This is a genomic window from Rhizobium sp. BK196, assembly GCF_014193255.1.
In the GTDB taxonomy this organism is placed as follows: domain Bacteria; phylum Pseudomonadota; class Alphaproteobacteria; order Rhizobiales; family Rhizobiaceae; genus Rhizobium.
Map to the genome: position 1 here is coordinate 202,985 of NZ_JACHZB010000003.1, position 16,721 is coordinate 219,705.

Annotated in this window: 15 protein-coding genes; 9 read left to right on the plus strand and 6 right to left on the minus strand. The window is 59.2% G+C overall.

Translation table 11 applies throughout. The features are described from left to right. Window positions 1–154 precede the first annotated feature (154 nt). From topA to rpmG, 5 genes are all read left to right on the plus strand, one after another. The gene (gene topA / locus FHT78_RS12175; RefSeq protein ID WP_183743831.1) at window positions 155–2,830 is read left to right on the plus strand and encodes a type I DNA topoisomerase; all 2,676 of its coding nucleotides are present in this window, start codon (window positions 155–157) and stop codon (window positions 2,828–2,830) included. 2 nt (window positions 2,831–2,832) lie between these two features. Beyond that, window positions 2,833–5,202, plus strand: a complete 2,370-nt coding sequence (rnr, locus tag FHT78_RS12180) for a ribonuclease R (protein WP_183743833.1) — start codon at window positions 2,833–2,835, stop codon at window positions 5,200–5,202. Between the two features lie 20 nt (window positions 5,203–5,222). Beyond that, complete coding sequence (locus tag FHT78_RS12185) at window positions 5,223–5,675, plus strand: DUF983 domain-containing protein (RefSeq protein WP_183743835.1); 453 nt, start codon at window positions 5,223–5,225, stop codon at window positions 5,673–5,675. 250 nt (window positions 5,676–5,925) lie between these two features. Next, the gene (locus FHT78_RS12190; protein WP_183743837.1) at window positions 5,926–7,110 is read left to right on the plus strand and encodes an MFS transporter; all 1,185 of its coding nucleotides are present in this window, start codon (window positions 5,926–5,928) and stop codon (window positions 7,108–7,110) included. Between the two features lie 93 nt (window positions 7,111–7,203). After that, window positions 7,204–7,371: a 50S ribosomal protein L33 gene (gene rpmG, locus FHT78_RS12195; RefSeq protein ID WP_003587245.1), complete on the plus strand. Its 168-nt coding sequence runs from the start codon at window positions 7,204–7,206 to the stop codon at window positions 7,369–7,371. A gap of 759 nt (window positions 7,372–8,130) precedes the next feature. Here the strand turns inward: rpmG and FHT78_RS12200 are convergent. Next, on the minus strand, window positions 8,131–9,504 hold the full coding sequence (locus FHT78_RS12200; RefSeq protein ID WP_183743840.1) for a PleD family two-component system response regulator: 1,374 nt from the start codon (window positions 9,502–9,504) through the stop codon (window positions 8,131–8,133). A 17-nt stretch (window positions 9,505–9,521) separates the two neighbouring features. Continuing rightward, window positions 9,522–9,893, minus strand: a complete 372-nt coding sequence (locus FHT78_RS12205; RefSeq protein ID WP_003547430.1) for a response regulator — start codon at window positions 9,891–9,893, stop codon at window positions 9,522–9,524. Between the two features lie 132 nt (window positions 9,894–10,025). Here FHT78_RS12205 and FHT78_RS12210 point away from each other — a divergent pair, with 132 nt between their 5' ends. Then, entirely contained in the window at window positions 10,026–10,340 is a 315-nt protein-coding gene (locus FHT78_RS12210; protein WP_183743842.1) for a DUF3572 domain-containing protein, read from the plus strand. Next, window positions 10,340–11,014, plus strand: a complete 675-nt coding sequence (locus FHT78_RS12215) for a hypothetical protein (RefSeq protein WP_183745329.1) — start codon at window positions 10,340–10,342, stop codon at window positions 11,012–11,014. Before FHT78_RS12210 ends, FHT78_RS12215 begins: the two co-directional genes overlap by 1 nt. Here the strand turns inward: FHT78_RS12215 and FHT78_RS12220 are convergent. Next, window positions 10,989–11,576: a GNAT family N-acetyltransferase gene (locus tag FHT78_RS12220; protein WP_183743844.1), complete on the minus strand. Its 588-nt coding sequence runs from the start codon at window positions 11,574–11,576 to the stop codon at window positions 10,989–10,991. The genes FHT78_RS12215 and FHT78_RS12220 overlap by 26 nt on opposite strands. Window positions 11,577–11,652: 76 nt before the next feature. Here FHT78_RS12220 and FHT78_RS12225 point away from each other — a divergent pair, with 76 nt between their 5' ends. Then, window positions 11,653–12,942, plus strand: coding sequence for a DNA polymerase IV (locus tag FHT78_RS12225; protein WP_183743846.1), 1,290 nt, complete (start codon window positions 11,653–11,655; stop codon window positions 12,940–12,942). A 193-nt stretch (window positions 12,943–13,135) separates the two neighbouring features. On the opposite strand, the gene FHT78_RS12230 is transcribed toward FHT78_RS12225, so the two are convergent. After that, on the minus strand, window positions 13,136–14,866 hold the full coding sequence (locus FHT78_RS12230; RefSeq protein ID WP_183743848.1) for a GNAT family N-acetyltransferase: 1,731 nt from the start codon (window positions 14,864–14,866) through the stop codon (window positions 13,136–13,138). Between the two features lie 152 nt (window positions 14,867–15,018). Between FHT78_RS12230 and FHT78_RS12235 the strand changes: the two genes are divergently transcribed. Next, window positions 15,019–16,269: a L,D-transpeptidase family protein gene (locus FHT78_RS12235; protein WP_183743850.1), complete on the plus strand. Its 1,251-nt coding sequence runs from the start codon at window positions 15,019–15,021 to the stop codon at window positions 16,267–16,269. A 3-nt stretch (window positions 16,270–16,272) separates the two neighbouring features. On the opposite strand, the gene FHT78_RS29775 is transcribed toward FHT78_RS12235, so the two are convergent. Together FHT78_RS29775 and FHT78_RS29780 are read right to left on the minus strand one after the other, a co-directional pair. Further along, entirely contained in the window at window positions 16,273–16,464 is a 192-nt protein-coding gene (locus tag FHT78_RS29775) for a winged helix-turn-helix transcriptional regulator (protein WP_348644735.1), read from the minus strand. Further along, window positions 16,409–16,615, minus strand: coding sequence for a helix-turn-helix domain-containing protein (locus FHT78_RS29780; protein WP_348644737.1), 207 nt, complete (start codon window positions 16,613–16,615; stop codon window positions 16,409–16,411). The genes FHT78_RS29775 and FHT78_RS29780 overlap by 56 nt, the downstream gene beginning before the upstream one ends. Between the last annotated feature and the right edge of the window lie 106 nt (window positions 16,616–16,721).

Here is a 16,721-nt window from a genome sequence, read left to right on the forward strand (position 1 = left end):
CGCAATGGTTGCAGCACCCGGCAAAGAGGTAAAATTGAAGCAAACCTCTTGACCGGAGCGAATTCCCTGTCCATGTCGGAGGGCCGGTATTCATGTTGCAGTGCGTGTTGCGCCTGCTTCTTCGCCGGATCGGCATCTTTTTTAGAGAATCATCATGAATGTTGTAGTGGTGGAATCGCCTGCCAAGGCCAAGACGATCAATAAGTATCTGGGTCCAGGATACAAAGTGCTCGCCTCCTTCGGCCATGTGCGCGATCTGCCTGCCAAGGATGGATCAGTTCTTCCGGATCAGGATTTCGAAATGCTGTGGGAGGTGGATGGCGCCTCTTCCAAGCGCATGAAGGATATTGCCGACGCGGTGAAATCCTCCGATGCCCTGTTCCTTGCGACTGACCCTGATCGCGAAGGTGAAGCTATCTCCTGGCATGTGCTCGATCTTCTGAACAAGAAGCGGGTCATCAACGGCAAGCCGGTCAAGCGCGTCGTCTTCAACGCCATTACCAAGAAGGCCGTGCTCGACGCGATGGCCGATCCGCGCGATATCGATGTCCCGTTGGTTGACGCCTATCTGGCACGCCGCGCCCTCGACTATCTCGTCGGTTTCAATCTGTCGCCAGTTCTCTGGCGCAAGCTGCCCGGCGCGCGTTCGGCCGGCCGCGTGCAATCAGTTGCGCTGCGCCTCGTCTGCGACCGTGAATCCGAGATCGAACGTTTCATCTCCGAGGAATACTGGAATCTTTCGGCGCTCTTGAAGACACCGCGCGGAGACGATTTCGAAGCAAGGCTCGTTACCGCCAATGGCAAGCGGCTGCAGCCGCGATCGATCGGCAACGCCGAGGAAGCCGGGAGGCTGAAGGCGCTGCTGGAAGAAGCAAGCTATGTCGTCGAAAGCGTCGAGGCAAAGCCCGTCAAGCGCAATCCGGCCCCGCCGTTTACGACTTCAACTTTGCAGCAGGCGGCCTCCTCCAAGCTTGGCTTCTCGGCATCACGCACCATGCAGATTGCACAGAAGCTTTACGAGGGTGTGGATATCGGCGGCGAGACCGTCGGTCTGATCACCTATATGCGTACGGACGGCGTCCAGATGGCGCCTGAAGCGATCGATGCGGCACGACGCGCCATCGGCGAGCAATTCGGTGACCGCTACCTGCCGGAAAAGGCGCGCTTCTACTCCACCAAGGCGAAAAACGCTCAGGAGGCACACGAAGCAATCCGCCCGACCGACTTCAACCGTTCGCCGGACCGCGTCCGCAAGTTTCTCGATGCCGACCAGATCCGCCTCTATGACCTGATCTGGAAGCGCGGCATTGCCAGCCAGATGGCGTCGGCTGAAATCGAACGCACCACGGCGGAAATCATCGCTGACAACAACGGCCAGAAGGCCGGCCTGCGTGCCGTCGGGTCCGTTATCCGCTTTGACGGCTTCATCGCCGCCTATACCGACCAGAAGGAAGATGGCGAGCAGAGCGACGACGCTGACGACGAGGATGGCCGCCTGCCGGAGATCAATGCGCGCGAGAATCTTGCCAAGCAGAAAATCAATTCCACGCAGCACTTTACCGAACCGCCGCCGCGTTACTCAGAAGCCTCGCTCATCAAGAAGATGGAAGAGCTTGGCATTGGCCGTCCGTCCACTTATGCCGCGACGCTGGCGACGCTGCGCGACCGCGACTATGTGACGATCGACAAGCGCAAGCTCATTCCGCAGGCGAAGGGGCGTCTCGTTACCGCCTTCCTCGAAAGCTTCTTCACCAAGTATGTCGAATATGATTTTACGGCCGATCTCGAAGAGAAGCTCGACCGGATTTCGGCCGGCGAACTGAACTGGAAGCAGGTACTTCGCGATTTCTGGAAGGATTTCTTCTCGCAGATCGAGGACACCAAGGAACTGCGCGTCACCAACGTTCTGGATTCGCTCAACGAGGCGCTGGCTCCGCTCGTCTTCCCCAAACGCGAAGACGGCAGTGATCCGCGCATCTGCCAGGTCTGCGGCACCGGCAACCTATCGCTGAAGCTCGGCAAATACGGCGCCTTCGTTGGCTGCTCGAATTATCCGGAATGCAACTATACCCGCCAGCTTTCCTCCGAAAACGGCGGCGAGGCCGAAGGTGCTGCGCTGAACGAGCCGAAGAGCCTTGGCACCGACCCGACCACCGGCGAAGAACTGACGCTGCGTTCGGGCCGTTTCGGGCCCTATATCCAGCGTGGCGATGGCAAGGATGCAAAGCGCTCCTCGCTGCCGAAGGGCTGGAAGCCCGAGGATATCGACTACGAGAAGGCGATGGCGCTGATCTCGCTGCCGCGCGATATCGGCAAACATCCGGAATCCGGCAAGATGATCTCTTCCGGGCTCGGTCGCTACGGACCGTTCCTGCTGCATGACGGTACCTACGCCAATCTGGAAAGCATCGAGGACGTCTTCTCGGTCGGCCTCAACCGCGCCGTGACGCTGATAGCTGAAAAGCAGGCCAAGGCGCCGGGCGCAGGTCGCGGCACGCCGGCAGCCCTGAAGGAACTGGGCGATCATCCTGATGGCGGTCCGATCACCGTCCGCGACGGACGCTACGGCCCCTATGTCAACTGGGGCAAGGTCAATGCGACGCTGCCGAAGGGCAAGGATCCGCAGGCCATCACCGTCGAAGAGGCGCTGGCGCTGATTGCGGAAAAGGCCGGCAAGGCTCCGGCCGGCAAGACCAAGGCCAAGACAGCTGCGAAGGCTAAGCCAGCCGCGAAGCCGAAGGCCGCGGCGGCCGAAGCAAAGACGACGAAGACCGCTGCAAAGCCCAAGGCAACCAAGGCAAAAGCGCCGGCGAAAACGAAAAAGAGCTGAGAGTGGCTAGAGAACCGCGCGAAACTACGAGAGCCATGGGCAAGCGCCCGGGAAAATTCGGACGCGCGAGCAGGGAGCCTGCGCCTGAGCCACTGAACATCGTGCACGGCATTCTGCCGCCGCGAGACGTCATCCTGCGCTTCATCGCCGAACATCCGCAGAAAGCCTCCAAGCGCGAGCTCGCCAAGGCCTTCGGGCTGAAGGGCGAAAGCCGCGTCGAGCTTAAGCACCTGCTGCAAGAGCTGGAGCAGGAAGGCATGCTGCAGAAGACCCGCAAGTCGTTGATCCGGCCCGGTGCGCTGCCGCCCGTCACCGTGCTCGACATCACTACGCGCGATAAGGATGGCGAGCTGATCGGCCGCCCGGCCGAATGGCCGGAGGATCAGGGCGTGGCCCCTGCCGTTTCCATTCGCCAGCAATCGCCGGCGGGCCGTCAGGGCAAGGGTAAGTCGCCGGTTGCGGGCATGGGTGACCGTATCCTTGCCAAGATATTCCCGGCAGTCGACCGCGGCGGGCCGGCCTATACCGCCCGCATCATCAAGGTGATCGACAAGCGTCGGGGTGCCACCATGGGTGTCTTCAAGGACGCGCCGGGTGGTGCCGGACGCCTGCTACCGATCGACCGGCGCGGCGAGGAAATGCTGATCGACCCCGATTATAAGGGCGATGCCAAGGACGGCGATCTCGTCGAAGTGGAGATTGCGCGTCTTGGCCGTTTCGGCCTAGCTCGTGCCAAAGTGCTTTCGGTCATCGGCTCCGTCGGTTCGGAAAAGGCGATCTCGATGATTGCCATTCATGCGCATGGCATTCCGCATGTCTTCCCGCCAGCCGCCGTCGCAGAGGCGGATGACGCCAAGCCGGCCACCATGTCGCATCGAGAAGACTGGCGTGACCTGCCGCTGATCACAATCGACCCGGCCGATGCCAAGGACCATGACGACGCCGTCTATGCCGAGGATGATCCGTCCGAGGACAATGCGGGCGGCGTTATCGTCACCGTCGCAATTGCCGACGTCTCCTGGTATGTGCGGCCGAATTCGCCGCTCGACAGGGAAGCGTTGAAGCGCGGCAACTCCGTCTATTTTCCGGATCGCGTCGTACCGATGCTGCCGGAACGCATCTCCAACGATCTCTGCTCGCTGAAGGAAGGCGTCGATCGCCCTGCCCTTGCCGTGCGCATGGTCTTCTCAAAGGACGGCCGCAAGATCGGCCACACCTTCCACCGCATCATGATGAAGAGCGCTGCCAAGCTGTCCTACCAGCAGGCGCAGGCGGCGATCGACGGCAAGCCCGACGACAAGACCGGGCCGATGCTGGAGCCGATCCTCAAGCCACTCTGGCACGCCTACGAGACGATGAAGCGCGGCCGCGACCGGCGCCAGCCGCTCGAGCTCGACATGCCCGAGCGCAAGATCCTGCTGAAGCCCGACGGCACCATCGACCGGGTCTTCGTGCCGCCGCGGCTCGATGCGCATAAACTGATCGAAGAAATGATGATCCAGGCGAACGTCTGCGCTGCCGAGACATTGGAAAAAAAGCGCCAGCCGCTGATCTACCGTATCCACGATATGCCGACGCTTGCCAAGCAGGAGGTGCTGCGCGAGTTCCTCGCTACACTCGGCATCTCGCTTGCCAAGGGCGGCAATATGCGAGCCAACAGCTTCAACGGCATCCTCGCCAAGGCGGACAACACGCCGCACCAGACGATGGTCAACGAGATGGTACTGCGCTCGCAGAGCCAAGCGATCTACAGTCCTGAAAATATCGGCCATTTCGGCCTGAACCTGATGAAGTATGCGCATTTTACCTCGCCGATCCGGCGTTATGCCGACCTTATCGTGCATCGTGCGCTGGTCGGTTCACTCGGCTTCGGCGAAGGCGGCATCACGCCGGACGAAGAAGCGACGCTCGACGACATCGCCGCCGAAATCTCTACTTTCGAGCGCCGAGCGATGGCTGCAGAACGCGAGACGGTCGATCGCCTCATCGCTCATCACCTTGCCGGGCGTGTCGGCCAGGAATTTGAGGGGCGCGTTTCAGGCGTTACCAAGGCCGGCCTGTTTATCCTGCTGCCGGACTATGGTGCAGACGGCTTCATCCCCATATCTACGCTCGGCACCGACTATTTCATCTATGACGAGGCGCATCAGGCACTGACTGGCGAAAAGACCGGTCTCGGTTATCGTCTCGGCGATGATGTAACGGTGCGGCTGGCCGAGGCGATCCCGCTTGCGGGCGCCTTGCGCTTCGAGATGCTGAGCGAGGCACGCAAGATGCCGACGGCAGTGCGTTCCTTCCACAAGGCGGGACGGCGTGACGCAGGCCGCGCTCGCAAGAAGGTAGGAACAAGGCCGCCGCGCGGGCGACGCTAGTTCCGAGAAGGGAAAGACTGATGAGCACATCGACAAGCGAGGTCGTCCGCTACGGGGATACGTCCGACGTCGAGCGCCCGCTCGGACGCTCCATCATGCGCGGCATGTTGAACCGCTGTCCGGCCTGCGGAAGCGGCAAGCTGTTTCGCGCATTCCTCAAGCCGGTCGACCATTGCGCCGCTTGCGGCGAGGCAATGTATCACCAGCGTGCCGACGATCTGCCGCCCTATCTCGTCATCCTCGTACTCGGCCACGTTGTGATCGGCGGCTTCATGCTGACTGATATGGTCTTCGTGTTGCCGGTCTGGGTGCATCTTGCCATCTGGGCACCGATCACCGTCATCACGGCGCTCGTCTCGATCCAGCCTATCAAAGGCGGCGTCATAGGCTTGCAGTGGGCGTTGAAGATGCATGGTTTCGGCGGCCATGATGATGAGCCCGACGACTACGACACACCCCGCCGCCAAGCTTGAACACCTTCACCTTCCAGACATATTTCGCGTGTAGTGGCAGCGGCCAAAGCGTCAGGGCTTGTAGCCGACTGTCGCAGAGGAAAGATACGCTCATCATTTCTTGTATGGGGAAAGCTTAGACTCAAGAAATCGCCGGCGGATGCCAGAACTATTGTGAAACCCTGCCCGTCACTTGGATTTGGCATGCCTATGTCTTTCTATGTGGCATCAGACGGACGATTCGTCCGCATACTTCTCTAAGGATGGATAAATGTCTCAGCCGAGGAACGGCACACCGGGCGATGTCGAGGAAATCCATTGGCCTTCTCTGGTGGCAGCCGTCTCGTCCATCTCCGCCGTGGGCATTGCGATCGGCCTGGGACTTCCTCTGCTCAGCATTATTCTCGAAAAGCGCGGCATTTCCTCCACCCTTATCGGCCTCAACACCGCGATGGCCGGTATCGCTGCGATGGTAGCGGCGCCGATCACCACCAAGCTTGCCCACAAATACGGTGTAGCGCCGACAATGATGTGGGCGGTGCTGATCTCGGCCCTCAGCGCACTCGGGTTTTACTATGCGCAGGACTTCTGGATGTGGTTCCCGCTGCGCTTCGCCTTCCACGGCGCGACGACCACGCTCTTCATCCTCTCCGAATTCTGGATCAACGCCGCTTCACCGCCATCAAAGCGCGGATTCGTGCTCGGCATCTATGCCACGGTCTTGTCCATCGGTTTTGCGGCAGGACCGCTGATCTTCTCATTGCTCGGCAGTGACGGCGTCCTTCCCTTTCTGGTCGGTGCCGGCGCGATCCTGCTTGCCGCCATCCCGATCTTCATCGCCCGCTATGAGAGCCCCGTTCTGGACGAGAAGCCGGAACTGCACTTCATGCGCTACGTCTTCCTGGTGCCAACCGCAACGGCAGCCGTCTTCATCTTCGGCGCGGTCGAGGCCGGCGGTCTCTCGCTCTTTCCTATCTTTGCGGTGCGCGCGCATTTCACCGAATCGCAAGCCGCTCTGCTCCTCACCATGATGGGTGTCGGCAATGTCATCTTCCAGATCCCGCTTGGCCTGCTTTCTGACCGCATCAAGGACAAGCGTCCCCTGCTGGCGCTGATGGCCCTCACCGGTTTCGTCGGCACGATGATGCTGCCGATCCTCGTCAACAACTGGCTTCTCATGGCCGGCATCCTGCTTTTCTGGGGCGGCTGCGTCTCGGGCCTCTACACTGTTGGACTCAGCCATCTCGGCTCGCGGCTGACCGGTTCGGACCTTGCGGCCGCCAATGCGGCCTTCGTTTTCTGTTATGCCGTCGGCACAGTTGCAGGTCCCCAGGTGATCGGTGCGGCCATCGACCTTGCCGGAAACAACGGTTTTGCCTATGCAATTGCCGGTTTCTTCGGGCTTTATGCCTTGCTCGCCGGCATAAGACTGCTTTTCCTGGGAAAGCGGGCTTGACTTTTCGGGCGAGATTCGTAGTTTCGCGCCAGAATTTGCCGTGGAGCCTATCCGGCTTTCCACGGCTTTCATTTTCTTAAAGGCAGGACGACCATGGCCAAGGCTACCACCATCAAGATCAAGCTTCTGTCGACGGCCGACACCGGTTTCTTCTACGTCACGACGAAGAACAGCCGTACGATGACGGACAAGATGACGAAGACCAAGTACGACCCGATTGCCAAGAAGCATGTCGAGTTCAAGGAAACCAAGATCAAGTAATTACCTGATCTCACGGCTCTTTCAAAAAGCGCGCGCCTCCGGTAGCGCGCTTTTTGTTTGCACTGGACCTGCTGATGACAATGTTGGCGCAAACAAAGAAAAACGCCGCCCTTCCATCTTCGGGAAGCGACGGCGTTTTTACGAAAAGGGGGTCGGCCAGCATGCAAAACGGCACGAGGAACCGTTTAAGATTGCGTACCAGCCGACCGACCCCACGACCCAGGAGATGCGGCGGACCTGAGCATCATGGGGTATCGACAGCTCCTCCACGGGAGCGTTTTCTGTTCTAAGCCGATAATTTGCGCAAAAATGAAAGAAAATCAACAAATTCTTAATGGTAGAATTTCTGAGTATGATTCTATGGTTAAAAGTCCAGTTTTGGCACGTGTAAAGGCACAACCAAACCTCTTTTACCAAAAGGACAATATTTGATATCAGCAAGAATTTCAGAAATATATTACAATAATACCTCAAATCCTCCCCTTACGTGAGGCCTCGCCGCTACGTTTTGCGAAATACGATTTACACAGGCCAGACAATCAGGATGCGACTATAGTCCGCTCTTCTTTTCGCGTTCGCCACCTCTAGCCTCCGGGAACAGGCGATACGTGTTATCCAAAGAAACACGCTTTAAAGTCCATTTTTCGGCTGTCGGGTTGAAAAACCGGCGCCTTCGTTGCAGCCAACAAAATTAAATATTCGTAAGGTTCAGCTATCCAGTGGATAACTGACAGCGACGCATTATGGAACGCTGTATCGTCAGGCAGCCGAGGCCACGACGCGGTTACGGCCGGTGTTCTTCGCCTCATAAAGCGCAAGGTCTGCCTGCTTCATGAGCTGGTCGGGCGTTAGGACTGAAGCGATGCGCGAGGATATGCCGAAAGAGGCGGTAATATTCAGCGTTTCGCCCGATGACTTCAGCAGGAACGGCGTGCTTTCAATGGCCGCGCGCAGGCGCTCGGCAACGGCCGCGGCAATTTCCGGCGAGGTGTCCGGCATGACGACGACGAACTCCTCCCCACCGTAGCGGCAAGCAAGATCAGCGCCACGGACGGTTGAGCGCACGCGGTTTGCGAATTCCTTCAGCACCTGGTCGCCGCCGTCATGGCCGTAGGTGTCGTTGACCTGCTTGAAGCGGTCGATATCGGTGATCAGCACGGAGAGCGGCCTGCCCCGCGCCATCGAGCGGTTGAAGAGCACGTTGAGATGGTTGTCGAGATAACGGCGATTATTAAGACCGGTCAGCGGATCGGTGACGGCGAGTTCGATCGTCTGCTTGACGCTGGCGCGCAGGCGGTCGTTGTAGCGCTTGCGGCGGATCTGCGTCAGACTGCGGGCGACCAGCTCGTTCGGATCGACAGGGCGCACGATATAGTCATTGACGCCTAGATCGAGCGCGCGGATGACCATCTCGTCGGCGCCCTGCTCGGTGACGATCAGGATCGGGAGGAAACGGGTCCGTTCCAGCGAGCGGAACTGCGAACAAAGTCTGAGCGGATCGTATTCATCAAAATTGGCGTTGACGATGACGAGTTCGAAGGCGTTCTCCGCGGCTTCGAAAAGAGCTGCCTGCGGATCGGAGATGGCGACCACGTCTGCCACGGGCTTCAGCGTCTTGATGATGCGTTCCTGTGAGTTGGCGCGGCTGTCAACCAGCAGCACCTGTCCCGCCTCGTCGACGCGTCCATCGCCGGCGCGCATCAACTCGTCCAAGCCCATCGTATGGGCGCTCTCGGCGCGCACGCGCAGTTCGTCACTCAGCGTCTTCAGGCGCAGGAGGCTTTTTACGCGGGAGATGAGCTGCAGGTCGTTGACGGGCTTCGTCAGGAAGTCATCGGCACCGGCCTTCAGGCCTCGCACGCGGTCGGCCGACTGATCGAGCGCCGTGACCATGATGACAGGAATATGGGCGGTCTTCGGATTGGCCTTCAGCCGCTCGCAGACTTCGAAACCGTCAATACCGGGCATCATGATGTCGAGCAGGATGAGATCGACCTGGTTGCGCTCGCAGATCGCCAATGCCTCGTAGCCGTCGGCAGAGGTCAGCACGTCGAAATATTCGGCCAGAAGCCGCGCTTCGAGCAGCTTCACATTTGCCGGAATATCATCAACAACCAATATTCGCGCAGTCATGAATCTTTTCCGATTCCTCAGGCGTCGCCCAAATAAGTCTTTATCGTCTCAATGAATTTCGGAACGGAGATCGGCTTCGAGACATAGGCCTCGCAACCGCCCTGCCTGATCCGCTCCTCGTCGCCCTTCATGGCAAAGGCCGTAACGGCGATGACCGGGATCACATGCAGTTCATCATCTTCCTTCAGCCACTTGGTGACTTCGAGGCCGGAAACTTCCGGAAGCTGAATATCCATAAGAATAAGATCGGGACGATGTTTGCGCGCAAGATCCAGCGCTTCCATGCCGTTGCGGGTCTGGATCGTGGTATAGCCTGAGGCCTCGATGAGGTCGCGAAAGAGCTTCATGTTGAGCTCGTTATCTTCTACAATCATCACCTGTTTGGGCATGATCAGCTGTCCCTACGTCCGCTCTTGAAGCCAAATGTCCATGATAAAGACATTAGCTGACAAATGGCTCCATGAAACCGATAGTGCAAGCTACCGGTATTTGGTTGAAGAAAAGGTAACTCGACCACCGCAATGCAAAGCAATTTCAAGACTTCGAAACAACTTGCGGCGACAGCAGATCCGCAAGAAACGGCCATCGCCGTCCTCGGCTGGCTTGCGAACGATCCGGATCTCTTCGGTCGCTTCCTGGCATTGACAGGGGTGGAACCGCAGCAGGTGCGCAATGCCATCAATGACCCCGGCTTTCTAGCCGGTATGCTGGATTTCCTGATGAACCATGAGCCGACGGCGATCGCTTTCTGTGAAGCGACGAACACGACGCCGGAAGCGCTGACCGCGGCATGGCGCCACTTCTCGCCGCCAGGCCTCGACTCCGGAGAATACTGATCGCGAGCGCCGAATTCGACATTTCGCATATCCGCCTTGGCGACAGGCCGCTCATCGTCTGCGATGTCGATGATGTGGTGCTGCAATTCATCGATCCTTTTCAGTTGTATCTCAAAGGTCTCGGCCACGAATTTCTGCCGCGCTCCTTCCGCCTTCATGGCAACATCGTCTCGCTGGCAGACGGGCTTGCGCTTGAGGATCAGCATGTCAGCCGGCTGATCCTGGAATTCTTCGAGGCCCAGGAGAGCTGGCAAAGGCCTATCGATCCCGTCGTTTCGACGCTCGAACGCTTGTCTGATGATGCCGACGTCCTGTTCCTCACCGCGATGCCGCCGCGTTTTTCCGCCCATCGTCGCCGCCTTCTCGACAGCGCCGGCCTCACCTTTCCGTTGCTCGCCAGCGAACAGCCGAAGGGACCGATCGTGCAGGCGCTGCATGGCAGTCGCGATCTTCCGGTCATCTTTATCGATGATATGGCGCGCAACCTGCATTCCGTTAGGGAACATGTGGCAGATTGCCTGCTCATCCATCTCATGCCTGACACACCCGTTCACCGGTTCGCGCCAGCCGCCGCCGAGGATATCGCGCGGGCAAGAGACTGGTCTCATGCCGCCGAACTCATCGACCAACATCTTGCGGCACACGCGATCAGGCGTGCAAATCCAGCCGCATGAGCGGTCGGCCATCCTTACGCCGCGCGATCGTCTCGAAACCGGCCTTATCGAAAATCGCCGTCGAGCCGATGCAAAGCGTGACGGATTTCGACTGCTTCACATGGTCGATAGGACAGGCTTCCAGCAGCCGCGCGCCCTGGCCGCGGGCATAGTCGATGGCGCCAGAAAGCAATCTATGGCTCAAGCCTTTTCCGCGCAGCTTCGGCAACAGGAAGAAGCAACTGACTGCCCAGATCGCGGGATCATGAGCGTCACCCTCCTCGAGTGGCCGCGAGACCGTTCGCGGCGAATTGAACTGCGGCACGTCGTGGCGCGGCCCCACTTGAACCCAGGCCACAGGCTCACCCTCGGTATAACAGAGAATGCCCGGCGGCGGTCCCGACGTAATGCGGTCCTGCATATGGGCCTTACGCTGAGAAGGCTCCATCTTTGTGCGGACGGCATGTGGAAGACGCAGCGCCACGCACCAGCAATGATAGAAGGCGCCCTGCGGGCCGAACAGCTTTTCAAAATCGCCCCAGCGCTCGGACGTGACAGGTTCGAAAAGAAGATCGATATCCACGGCCAAGCTCTCCTCCCTCTCTTGAGACTCGAAAGCTTAGGGCGTAATGTCGCAGTGTTCAACCTTTGTTCTCACCATGACGCCCGCATCTGACAAGACACCCGGCTTCTGTCGCGACTGCCTTGCCGAGCAGAGAGGAGACGCGCGCCGCTGCCATGCCTGCGGCAGCCCGCGTCTGGTGCGCCACAAAGAACTCTATGATCTGACACTCGCGCATATCGATTGTGACGCTTTTTATGCCGCCGTGGAGAAACGGGACAATCCGGAGCTTGCCGACAAGCCTGTGATCATCGGCGGCGGCAAGCGTGGGGTCGTCTCAACTGCCTGTTATATCGCCCGCATCCACGGCGTCCGCTCGGCCATGCCGATGTTCAAGGCGCTAGAAGCCTGCCCGCAGGCGGTCGTCATCCGCCCGGACATGGAGAAATATGTCAAGGTCGGGCGGCAGGTCCGCGCGCTGATGCAGGAGCTGACGCCGCTTGTGCAGCCGCTCTCCATCGACGAGGCCTTCCTGGAACTCGGCGGCACTGAACGGCTGCATCACGATCCGCCGTCCCGCACACTGGCGAAGTTCGCCCGCCGCGTCGAGAAGGAAATCGGCATTACCGTCTCGGTCGGTCTTTCCTATTGCAAATTCCTGGCGAAGGTCGCCTCCGATCTGCAAAAGCCGCGTGGTTTTTCCGTCATTGGGCAAGAAGAAGCAGTCGGGTTTCTGGCCCCTCGCGCGGTGACGACCATCTGGGGCGTCGGCAAGGCCCTTGCCGCAACGCTTGAGGCAGACGGCATCCACACGATCGGCCAGCTGCAGCAAATGGAGGAGAACGACCTGATGCGCCGTTACGGCAGCATCGGCCAGCGGCTTTCCCGCCTGTCACGCGGCATCGACGACCGGGAGGTGCATATCAACGATGCCGCCAAGAGCGTTTCGGCCGAAACTACCTTTTTCGATGATATTTCGCGTCACGACGATCTGGTGCCGATCCTGCGCAATCTCTCGGAAAAGGTCGCCTGGCGGCTGAAGAAGAGCGGCATTGCCGGCCAGACGGTCGTGCTGAAGATGAAGACGGCCGATTTCAAATCGCGCACCCGCAACCGGCGCCTTGAAGATCCGACACAACTGGCCGACAAGATCTTCCGCACTGGGCTCGATCTTCTGGGGAAGGAAACGGACGGCACGAAATTCCGGCTGATCGGCATCGGTGTCACCGATCTCGGAGACGCCCGCCGCGCCGACCCGCCCGATCTCATCGACCAGCAATCCGGCCGGCGCGCGGCGGCAGAAGCCGCCATGGACAAGTTGCGCGACAAGTTCGGCAAAGGCACGGTCGAAACCGGCTATACTTTTGGCGGCAAAGGGAACCGCTAACGCATGTCGCGCAAAAGTGTGCAGCGGTTTTGCGATAAAGACATGCGAAAAATAAAGACCTAAAGCGTGGCAAGCGAATCTGAAAGATCGCGACACGCTTAAGCGCATGGCATCGGCCCGAAAATCAGAATCGATTTTCGGAAAGGCTGATGTGTAGATTCAAAGAGTTAGAGCGTCCTTTGTGCGTCCGAATTTAGGCCGGCACCGTGGACACTTCCTGCAGCGCCGCTTCCCTGTTCTTCGCAGCCTGCGCATAACCGGGTTCGATCGCGATGGCACGATCATAGCTTTCCAGCGCCTCATCGCGGCGCCCCAATCGCCGTAAGACATTGCCGCGATTGTTGAGGGCGACGGCGTGGCGGGCATCGAGTGCGATTGCCCTATCGTAGCTTGCGAGCGCCTGATCGAAATTCGAAAGCCGCGCCTGGATATTGCCGCGATTGCAATAGGCCGAGGCAGATGTCGGTTTCGCCTCGATCGCCTTGTCGACGCAGACTGCTGCGCCACGCAGATCGCCCTTCTGCAAGAGCAGCAATGCCAGATGCTGCAGAGCATCGAAATGATCCGGCATGACTGAGATCACGTCGCGATAGCCAGCTTCCGCAGCAGCAAGATCGCCAGCCCGATGACGTTCGGCGGCGGCATTGAAATGGATTTCGGGATCACCGGTCAGCCTTGGCCGCTGCTCCGCCTCGATTTTCGCCAGCAATAACGTGGCTTGTGCATGTTTCTCGTCGACGGCCAGGATCTGCCGACAGCAGAGTTCGGCGGCGGTCGGGTTTCCATTCCTGAAGAAATGCACCCCCTGATGCATGGCGATGCCAAGCGAGCGCGGATCGAGACGGTCGCCTATATTGCGGCCTGACAGCGTAGAGATCTGCAGCTTCTCGACGAGATGATGCTCCGACCCGAGTAGATCCTTATAGCTGTAATTGCCGGTGCCCATGTCGTAGATGCGGTAGCCATTCTCGACCGCCCAGCGCAGATTGTAGCAATGGAGCATGAAGCCGGGGCTGATCGAGCGGCGGAAGGTCAGGTCCCGGCTTCCGAGGAAGCACATCATTGACTTGCGGTGGGGATCCAGGAAGATGATGAAGGTACCAACCGGCTTGTCCCGATGCCAGAGGATCGGCATGAAGACCGTGCCGTGCTCGATGCAGGCCGGCAGCATATGACGGCTGCTGTCAAGAATGAACTTTCCGTAGCGCGGTTGGCGCTCGCCCCATTGCAGGTTCCACATCTCATAGAAGAGCGCGAGGTCACGCTCCATCGTCTCGGCGGTGGCGTGGGTGATGCACAGTTCGTTCTGCGGGGCGACGAGATCGCGCAGCGCTTTTCGCGCATTGCGGCGGGTCTGCGGACCGAGACGCTCATCGAGGAAGGTCTCGAAATCATCGCTGAGCGGCACATAGACATAGACGTCGTGGTCGATATTTTCACCGATCGAGGTGATATGCGCCCGGCGAGCGACCTTCCTTCTTGAAAATTCGGAAGCCGGAAAAGCTTCAAGAAGCGCTCTCAGCCTCTCCTCTGACATATAGACATCGTCAAGGTCGAGATGTTTCCAGTTGAAGGTCTGCAAGCAATCGGCAAAGGCGCTGAGCGCCGCTTCGGCATCCTCGGGACGTGTCAGGAGGCCGTTGTAGCCGGCATAGGGTGTGCCGCCGAGCCGCAGGATATTGACGAGGCCCTGCCCTTCCTCGAATTCGATATGCAGTTGGATGGGCAGGAAAGCGACGTATCGCTCATCCTCCTCCTGCCGCTTGACTGCGAGAACGAACCACGAGGCGCGTCGCTCCAGCCACTTGGCGATCCAGTGCCAGGAGAGGAAGTAGTTCCCCTCCGGATCGGCAGCGTATACCTCGTTCCAATTATCTTTCAGGGCATGCAGATCATCGAACGCAGAAACAATATCGACATGCATTCCAAGTCTCCCCCAAGACTTCCGGTATTTTAGATTTGCATAAAATTGAATATCCCACAATCTCGTGATCGAAGCGCCGCCGTGTATTCAAGCCTTCGTTAAACTTCGCGTGCTTAACTCGCGTCGTTTTTGTGCATGTGGTGTATTGCGTCATGTCTGTGCGTGTAAGCGTCCTTATCGGGTTGCTGTCGGCAACCGCTCTTGTCCATCCGGCTTTTGCAGCAGACGCGCGCACGCTGCAGATTTTCGTGTCGAAGGATAAGCAGTCGCTGGCCGTCTATGACGGTGCGGAGGTCGTGGCGACCTCCAAGATCTCGAGCGGCAAGGACGGGCACACGACGCCGAGCGGCATCTTCTCCGTCATCGAAAAGCAGAAGTACCACGAATCCAACATTTATTCGAACGCGCCGATGCCCTTCATGCAGCGGCTGACATGGTCCGGCATCGCGCTGCACGAGTCTAATTCCGTGCCGCGCTATCCGGCCTCGCATGGCTGCGTGCGCATGCCGGGCGAATTTGCGAAATCGCTCTACAAGATGACTGAGATGGGCGTGCCCGTCATCATTACCGACAGTGAGCTGACACCAGAGCCGATTGAGCATCCGACCTTGTTCCGCCCCGACCGGCCCGAACCGGCGCCACTGCTATCGGACGTGGAACTGCGGCCTGCCATCAGTGACGCGAAGACGCAGGTGCAGGTCGCCATGAACGAGACGACGGCTGCCCTGCCGATGCCGCAGTTCCAGCTGCAGGCGCCCGCTTCGGATACCGCGCCGATCAGCATGCTGATGACGCGCCGGACGCTGCGTGAAAACGTCATCGATATCCAAACCCTGCTGAACCAGCTCGGCTTTGCCGCGGGCGCACCTGACGGGCTGGCCGGCCCTGCAACCGTTCAGGCCATCAATGCTTTCAAGGCACTGCGGCCAAAGGAATTTGCCCGCGACAAAGGTCTGATCACGGATACTCTCCTTAGGGAAGTTTACGCAGCGGCAGGCAAAGGCGAACCTCCGAATGGGGTCATCATGGTGCGGAAGGATTTCAAGCCGCTCTTCGAGGCCCCCATTGGCATCGCCGATCCAGGCCTTGCTCTCGGCACGCACTTTTTCTCGCTGCATTCAGTCGATGAGGCGGCCGGCACGGCGGATTGGCTGGGCGTAACGCTGGAAAACAACCTGTCCCGCGAGACGGTGAGGCGGCTCGGCATTGTCAATCAGGAAAGCTCCATCATCAGCGGCCGTCCAATCGCCAGAGCGCTCAGCCGCATCTCGATGTCTGAAGAAATCCGTCGCCGGATCGACGCACTGATCTCGCCCGGCTCGACTCTGACAATATCAGATACAGGGGTCGGCTCCGAAACCGGTGACGGCACGGAATTCATCACCATCACGCGCGAGAGCTAAGGCTTACCAAAGCTTCTCACCGGCGCGCTCGTCGTAGCTTCGGCGGGCAGTGATGATCTTCGCCTGGTTCGTCTCTGTCCAGACCACGAGCGCCTTGATCGTGTCATGCAGCGTGCAGCCGAGCTCGGTCAGAGCGTAATCAACCCTTGGCGGAACAATAGGATAGACTGTCCGCTCGATCAGCCCCGGCTTCATGCTCGAGCTGGCGCAATGTCGTCGTCAGCATGCGCTGGCTGATGCCATCGATCCTCTTGCGCAATTCGGTGAAACGCAGGGTGCGTTTTTCGAGCAGGGCAATGACCAGCAGCGACCATTTGTCGGCAATGCGATCGAGGATCTGGCGCACCTCGCACTCCTCCCGCGAATCCCACCGGTAGATATCGTAATCGCGATCGGTGCTGCAGCAGTCACTTGGGCTTCGGCAGAAGCCGCTGCGCGGATGCTTCCCGCCG